General features: G+C 33.8%; 5 protein-coding genes and 2 pseudogenes. 1 reads left to right on the forward strand and 6 read right to left on the reverse strand.

Translation table 11 applies throughout. The annotated features are described in order from the left end of the window. Positions 1 to 453: 453 nt before the first annotated feature. The 3 genes and pseudogenes from V7127_RS25615 to V7127_RS25625 all read right to left on the reverse strand — a co-directional run. A pseudogene (locus V7127_RS25615) lies at positions 454 to 765 on the reverse strand (tyrosine-type recombinase/integrase); the annotation flags it as partial. Between the two features lie 280 nt (positions 766 to 1,045). Then, the gene (locus V7127_RS25620; protein WP_335348129.1) at positions 1,046 to 1,732 is read right to left on the reverse strand and encodes an ABC transporter ATP-binding protein; all 687 of its coding nucleotides are present in this window, start codon (positions 1,730 to 1,732) and stop codon (positions 1,046 to 1,048) included. A 1-nt stretch (position 1,733) separates the two neighbouring features. Further along, positions 1,734 to 2,768, reverse strand: coding sequence for an ABC transporter permease (locus V7127_RS25625; protein WP_335355246.1), 1,035 nt, complete (start codon positions 2,766 to 2,768; stop codon positions 1,734 to 1,736). A 115-nt stretch (positions 2,769 to 2,883) separates the two neighbouring features. Between V7127_RS25625 and V7127_RS25630 the strand changes: the two genes are divergently transcribed. Further along, entirely contained in the window at positions 2,884 to 3,009 is a 126-nt protein-coding gene (locus V7127_RS25630) for a hypothetical protein (RefSeq protein WP_335491050.1), read from the forward strand. Between the two features lie 253 nt (positions 3,010 to 3,262). Here the strand turns inward: V7127_RS25630 and tpx are convergent, their stop codons facing one another. The 3 genes and pseudogenes from tpx to V7127_RS25645 all read right to left on the reverse strand — a co-directional run bounded on the left by tpx (position 3,263) and on the right by V7127_RS25645 (position 5,315). Further along, on the reverse strand, positions 3,263 to 3,763 hold the full coding sequence (gene tpx / locus V7127_RS25635) for a thiol peroxidase (RefSeq protein ID WP_335491052.1): 501 nt from the start codon (positions 3,761 to 3,763) through the stop codon (positions 3,263 to 3,265). A 265-nt stretch (positions 3,764 to 4,028) separates the two neighbouring features. Continuing rightward, positions 4,029 to 4,329 (reverse strand): annotated as a pseudogene (locus V7127_RS25640) (hypothetical protein). A gap of 488 nt (positions 4,330 to 4,817) precedes the next feature. Continuing rightward, positions 4,818 to 5,315: a DinB family protein gene (locus tag V7127_RS25645; RefSeq protein ID WP_335491055.1), complete on the reverse strand. Its 498-nt coding sequence runs from the start codon at positions 5,313 to 5,315 to the stop codon at positions 4,818 to 4,820. Positions 5,316 to 5,830 lie beyond the last annotated feature (515 nt).

Below are 5,830 nucleotides of genomic sequence, written 5' to 3' on the forward strand. Positions count from 1 at the left end.
CATAAAGATACTGGAATAAAATAAGTTTCAGTATCTTTATGTCATTTTTATAAGTATAATTGTGTCACTCGTCAACTTGAGAGCACAAGCCCTTGTTGTAATTATGTTTGTTTCTAGTTTACATAATATATATTATCGGAAGTTAAATAAATTTTGTCTCAATGTATAAGTATACTTAAGATAGTGAGACAAAATGAAAAAAATGTACGGTGAACCCAAGTTATGTACATAAGTGATTTTTCGATTAATAATCCATAAAGTCAATTTTTCCTGCCTGTTTTTGTGAACCTAATCTATATACTTAAATTACAGCGAGTGAACTAAATTTGTGTACATACCGTATTTTGAAACAAAGTTGAATACATAAATCCCTATTTTCTTTACAGATTTTTTTCCAATATTGCCCAATATCACTAAATATAACTCAGATTACTTTTAAAGTTACCTTTCACTTCATATTCTATTCATCAAGTTAAAAAAAGAAACACTGCATAAAGTCTTTCTGCTGCAGTGTTGTTTATTGTCCATTTTGTTTACAGCTGTACGCATTTCATCATTAGTTAGATGAGTATAAATCATTGTGGTTTGAACCGATGCGTGCCCCAATTGACGCTTTAATTTTGGTATATCATTATTCTCGAAATGATAACGAGTAGCAAATGAATGTCTTAATTCATGAACAGTTAGTGCTGGTTTTCCAAATGCAATCGCATATTTCTCTACAAGCTTCTCAATAGATCGATCTGTAAGTCTCCTTGTTGTACCCATTGGTCCCATTGTTGATGCAACTTTCCTTTTGAAGAAGTTTCAAGGCATCTATACCGTCTTTGGCTTGAAAAACCTTATAGTCTTGTTCGGATAAATGTATATTTACTAGGTTTAGAATATTGCTATCGTCATCAACGATTAGATTGCTTGTCATAAATGTTTCCTATTACTTAAATACCTACAACTTAAAAAATAGCCCTTCGTTTCCATAGTAAGGGCTACTGTTTATTTTTAACTATCATACTTTTTATACTTTTTCTATCATTATTAAATGAATTTACTCTATACTTTGCAAAATTCGTCCATCAATCATTTTAATGATATTGTCTGCATAAGAGAGCATTTCTTCATCGTGCGTAACCATTAAAGTAGTTATATTTAATGTTTTCGTTAATTCTCTGATTAATGACATAACATCATTAGATCGTTTAGAATCTAAACTAGCGGTTGGTTCGTCTGCGAAGAGAATTTTAGGCTGGTGAATGATTGCACGAGCAATGGCTACTCTCTGTTTTTCCCCACCTGACAAAGAAGATGGATAAGCATTCTTCCGATGCTCCATCCCAACTAGTTGCAGAATTCTATTCACTTCTCTTTTTTGTTCCTGTTTCTTTAATTTCAATTCAGAAACATCTAGCATGAGCATTAGTTGTTCTTCTACGGTGAGAAAAGGAACTAGATGGGCAAATTGAAAGACAAAACCAAATTTACTTGCTCGTATTTTCCGAATTTGCTCTGAACCCATGGTAGTCATATTTTTGCCTTCGAATAGTACTTCTCCATGTGATGAAGGTTGAAGTCCTGCAGCTATTGTAAGTAGTGTACTTTTACCTGAACCTGATGCACCCACTAATGCTGTTATTTCCCCTTCTTTTAGAGAAAGGTTAATTCCCTTCAGTATTTCTTCCTTAACTTCCCCATTCGTAAACGTTTTTCTAACTTTATCAATTGTAAATATAGACATATTATATCTCTCCTTGTTGTATTGCTTGTAGTGGTTCAACCTTTTTAATTTGTATTCCTGAGAGTGTAGCTCCAATAAATCCAATAACTAGGAATACTAGAGTCAATTGTGCGGTTGTAACCATGGTTAAACTAAAAGGCATTCCTTCAGGAGCAACCATGTTAAAGACTTGACTAAGTGTAATAGAAAAAGCAAGTGAAGTTACTGTAATAAGAATCATTTGGGTCCACATCATTTTGAATAATTTACTTGTTTTTACACCAATTGCTTTTAAAATACCGTACAAACCAATCTTTTGAACGTTCATCATGTAGAAAAAGATAGCAAACAACATTCCACTTATGACAACCAAAAACCAAACAATCATATTTAAAGACATCTGTTCAGCGCTGTAACTTGAAATGGTATTTAGAAAATCTTTATTTGAAAATGATTGTAAGCCCGTAAATTCTTGAGAAGAGTCCTCTCCTGGTATGAAAATTAATTGCATTTCATCTACTCTATACATTTCTTTGTAGTTCTCTATATTAATAAAAGCGACAGGTGCATGGCTGAACTTCTCTTGTTCAACAAAACCTTTTACAATAAACTCACCACTTAATTGATTGTTCGTTAAAATATCTCCAACTTTGATCCCTTTATCCTTCATGGAGCTATCCAATATGATCTCTCCAGCTTGAACATCTGGAAACAATGTTGTTTGTGTTGAAGTAACAAAAGCAACGCTTTGTTGTTTATCATCCTTATCATTTAAAAAACCCATTTGAATAGATAGTGCTGTAGCATCTTTCTGATCATTCAACAATTTTTCTTGAATACTACTTTCTATTTTCGATAGATTATAGTTTTCGTCTGCCTTATCATTCATGTAAAATTGCCCGTCTGGTAAATTTTTTATTAATGCAGCATTGTCTTGTGATAATCCATTTGCTAAACCTGATATAATAAAAGTTAGTAAACTAACTAGAAATACAATGAAGCCTAATATTAAAAATCTTACTTTATTTTTCTTCATTTCTTTCCACGCAAGGTTCATTATTCATTCCTCCAATTTCTTATTTACATCCTTAGTTTATAATCCGTATATGAACAGAAGATGAACAAGAAATTACATTTAAAAATAAAGAAAGTTCAGGTGGAAGTTATCATTAATGAATGGTGTATTCGTTATCCTCATATCAATGGGTCTTGGGACATTAATGGTAATATTGTTAAACAACCTTACTGGATTTACTTGGCCAGACTATGTTGGCGGGCTATTTATAGCTGCTATTTAAGAAATATCTTTGATTCTATGAATATATCAATAAGGCTTACAATCTATCGATATTATTGGTTCAATCGCATTGCGTTTAAGTACAACCTTTCACAAACACATACTATCATTACCATAAGTATTCAATTTTTCTTGATATTCTTACTCCATTAAATGGCCCTAAAATGAAAATAAGCGCTAACCTTGTTTCAGGAAAGCGCCGGATTGCGATATATTGAAAAATGCTTATGAGCTGCAAAAATAACTCTACTTGTTTATAATACTGCTCTAGCTGCTTCTAATGCTGCTTCATAATTTGGGTGGTCTGTTGATTCATTTATATACTCAACATATGTTACTTTGTCGTTTGTATCAACAACAAAAATAGCACGTGCTAATAAGCGAAGTTCTTGGATAGCAACACCATATGCTTTACCGAATGAAAGATAACGATGATCTGATAATGTTTGTACATTCTCAATACCATTTGCTGCACACCAACTTTTCTGTGCAAACGGTAAATCAGCGCTAATAGTAAGAACCTGTACATTACCTAATTTAGAAGCCTCTTCGTTAAAACGACGTGTTTGTGCATCACAAACAGGAGTATCAATAGATGGTATAACAGAAATTAAACGAACTTTCCCTTTTGACTCAGCGAGTGTAACAGGTGATAAGTCATTCGCTAGTACTGTAAACTCAGGAGCTTTATCTCCAACCTTTACGTCGTTTCCTAATTGTGTTACTGGATTTCCTTTCCACGTAAAATTAACCATTTTTAATTCCTCCCTTAAAAATATGTACAGTGCAAATATAGCTCAACTATTTAGAATCATTAATTTATTCTGTGTGTTATTTTAAGTTTTTTGTCATTGTTGTCAAAATGACTGCTTCATTAACGAAAAAACTGCCAAGTTGAATAACTTAGAAATTCGATTCACCTTCTAATAATTCCTTCTCCTATTCAAGAATATGGCCCTATAGCTAAAGAACGCACAATTTTTTTCAAAATTGCGCAATTTTCTGGAAGATAACTATTTACTAATAACTTTCTCCTTTTTTGCTATAAATTTCATAAGCAAAATATCCAAATAATAAACCTATTCCAGCTCCCAAACCAAATGTAGATAGTAAGGAGATTGGGAAAAATATGCTAAGAATTACAGCAACAACACAACCAATCATCATTCCGAGTGGTATTAAACTATCTAATAAATTTTGAGCGCTTTTGGCTTTTTTCTTACCCAGGGTCCTTTCTTATATTTATGTTTCATTCTTATAACTACAAATACTGCAATCCCCCCACCATTACAACAGGTAGTAAAATACGCGCAATTTCCAAAGCTAAGTCCATATAAGAATCCTCCCTTCTCTGGTTTTTAATTAATTCAATTTTAACGTAATATACTCCATTAAATGGCCCTTTTCATGAAGAACGACGCTTTCCTTATTTCAGAAAAGCGCCCTTTAATGAATTAACTAAATTATGATTTCAATCATAAAATCACTTATTTCCTCTTTAACTAAAGCCCCCTTTACTTTAAGTGCAGGACTTCACAATCTTTTTTTACACCTCATTAAACTCAATCCCTAAATGTGTTGTACATGCAAAAAGACGCCTTCTTATTTAAGAAAAGCGCCGGACTGTTGAACAATGAAATATGCGAAAGATCGCTCTGCAAATACGTTCTAATTTATTTGACTAACACACCCGTTTTGCCATCCATAAAGCAGGAAAATCACCCGCTTCACCATAGTGAATGAAAATGGCTTCACACCGTCAATACTGCTTCTACGGCTGGGCGAGGAAGGTCGCTGAATTATGGTGCTTTAGGACCAATCAACGCCACCCCAAGAGGATTGCAACTTTCGCAACAGAACAATTTGGCCGAGATGATACGTATCATGCATCATGATATTGCTGAGTAAACGCTCAATAGAGTACCTGTTAGCTGCATACGGAGCTTTTAACTTTTCATCGTCAAGGTCCGCAATGACCGTTTTTAATTTATTCATGACTTCATTAAGGCGCTGCACTGTCTGGGCCCACCCAACTTCGTCTTCTGGATCCCCCGGATTTCCAAAGGTTTCTTCATTGTCTTCTGCCTTATGCGGATTCTCTGTGCCCTTAATTCGATGGATTACGTCTTCATTCCAAAATATCAAGTGGTTGACAATCTGCCAAATCGAATTGCTGATTCCCGAACTTGTCCATGCTGCCTCAGCTGCGATGACTCCCTGAAGCGCCTGATCCATGGATGCAAACCACTCATTATTATAGCAATGCATGTCGAGTTGTTCTAAAAATATTTTGGCTACAACTTGCATAAAACCAATCTCCTCACTGTTTAGTGTAATCTTTCAAAGTTAAAAGACATGAAAAAATCTGAGTATAGTATAAATTAATCGTTCCTTAAAAGGTATAAACCAAAACCAAGTGTGTCCCTTCCATTTTGGAGATACATTTCTCTCCAGCTTCTAATTCTCTCCAACATGGCAGGGTAATCCGAATCTTCCGGGTGACGATAACTATAATCCTCAATCGATTTCGAAAACAGCCATCCATACGCATCAAAATCATCTTCATTTGCTACTGTCGACCATATAACGAAAAAATGTTTTCAATGAAATCCTCCAATCATTTTTTTTGAGAATTCAACAAAACCAAGTTCACTAAAACTTATTCGAATCATCCAGTTTAAATTCCTTCTTCATGTACCTGACTACAATTGCTTTTATTTCAAACAACTCTAAATATTTTTTAAAAATAAGGAAAAATAAATTTGTTCACTTATAAATTACCACTTTTTTTGGAAATAGCCTTGAAAGGCGGTCTTATATAC

It is taken from the genome of Bacillus sp. JJ1773, from assembly GCF_036962035.1.
Lineage (GTDB): Bacteria > Bacillota > Bacilli > Bacillales > Cytobacillaceae > Cytobacillus.

What these genes read in the sequence shown, in the direction of transcription:
- V7127_RS25620 (WP_335348129.1), bottom strand. Translation starts at nt 1,732, where the DNA reads ATGTCTATATTTACAATTGATAAAGTTAGAAAAACGTTTACGAATGGG.
- V7127_RS25625 (WP_335355246.1), bottom strand. Translation starts at nt 2,768, where the DNA reads ATGAACCTTGCGTGGAAAGAAATGAAGAAAAATAAAGTAAGATTTTTA.
- V7127_RS25630 (WP_335491050.1), top strand. Translation starts at nt 2,884, where the DNA reads ATGAATGGTGTATTCGTTATCCTCATATCAATGGGTCTTGGGACATTA.
- tpx (WP_335491052.1), bottom strand. Translation starts at nt 3,763, where the DNA reads ATGGTTAATTTTACGTGGAAAGGAAATCCAGTAACACAATTAGGAAAC.
- V7127_RS25645 (WP_335491055.1), bottom strand. Translation starts at nt 5,315, where the DNA reads ATGCAAGTTGTAGCCAAAATATTTTTAGAACAACTCGACATGCATTGC.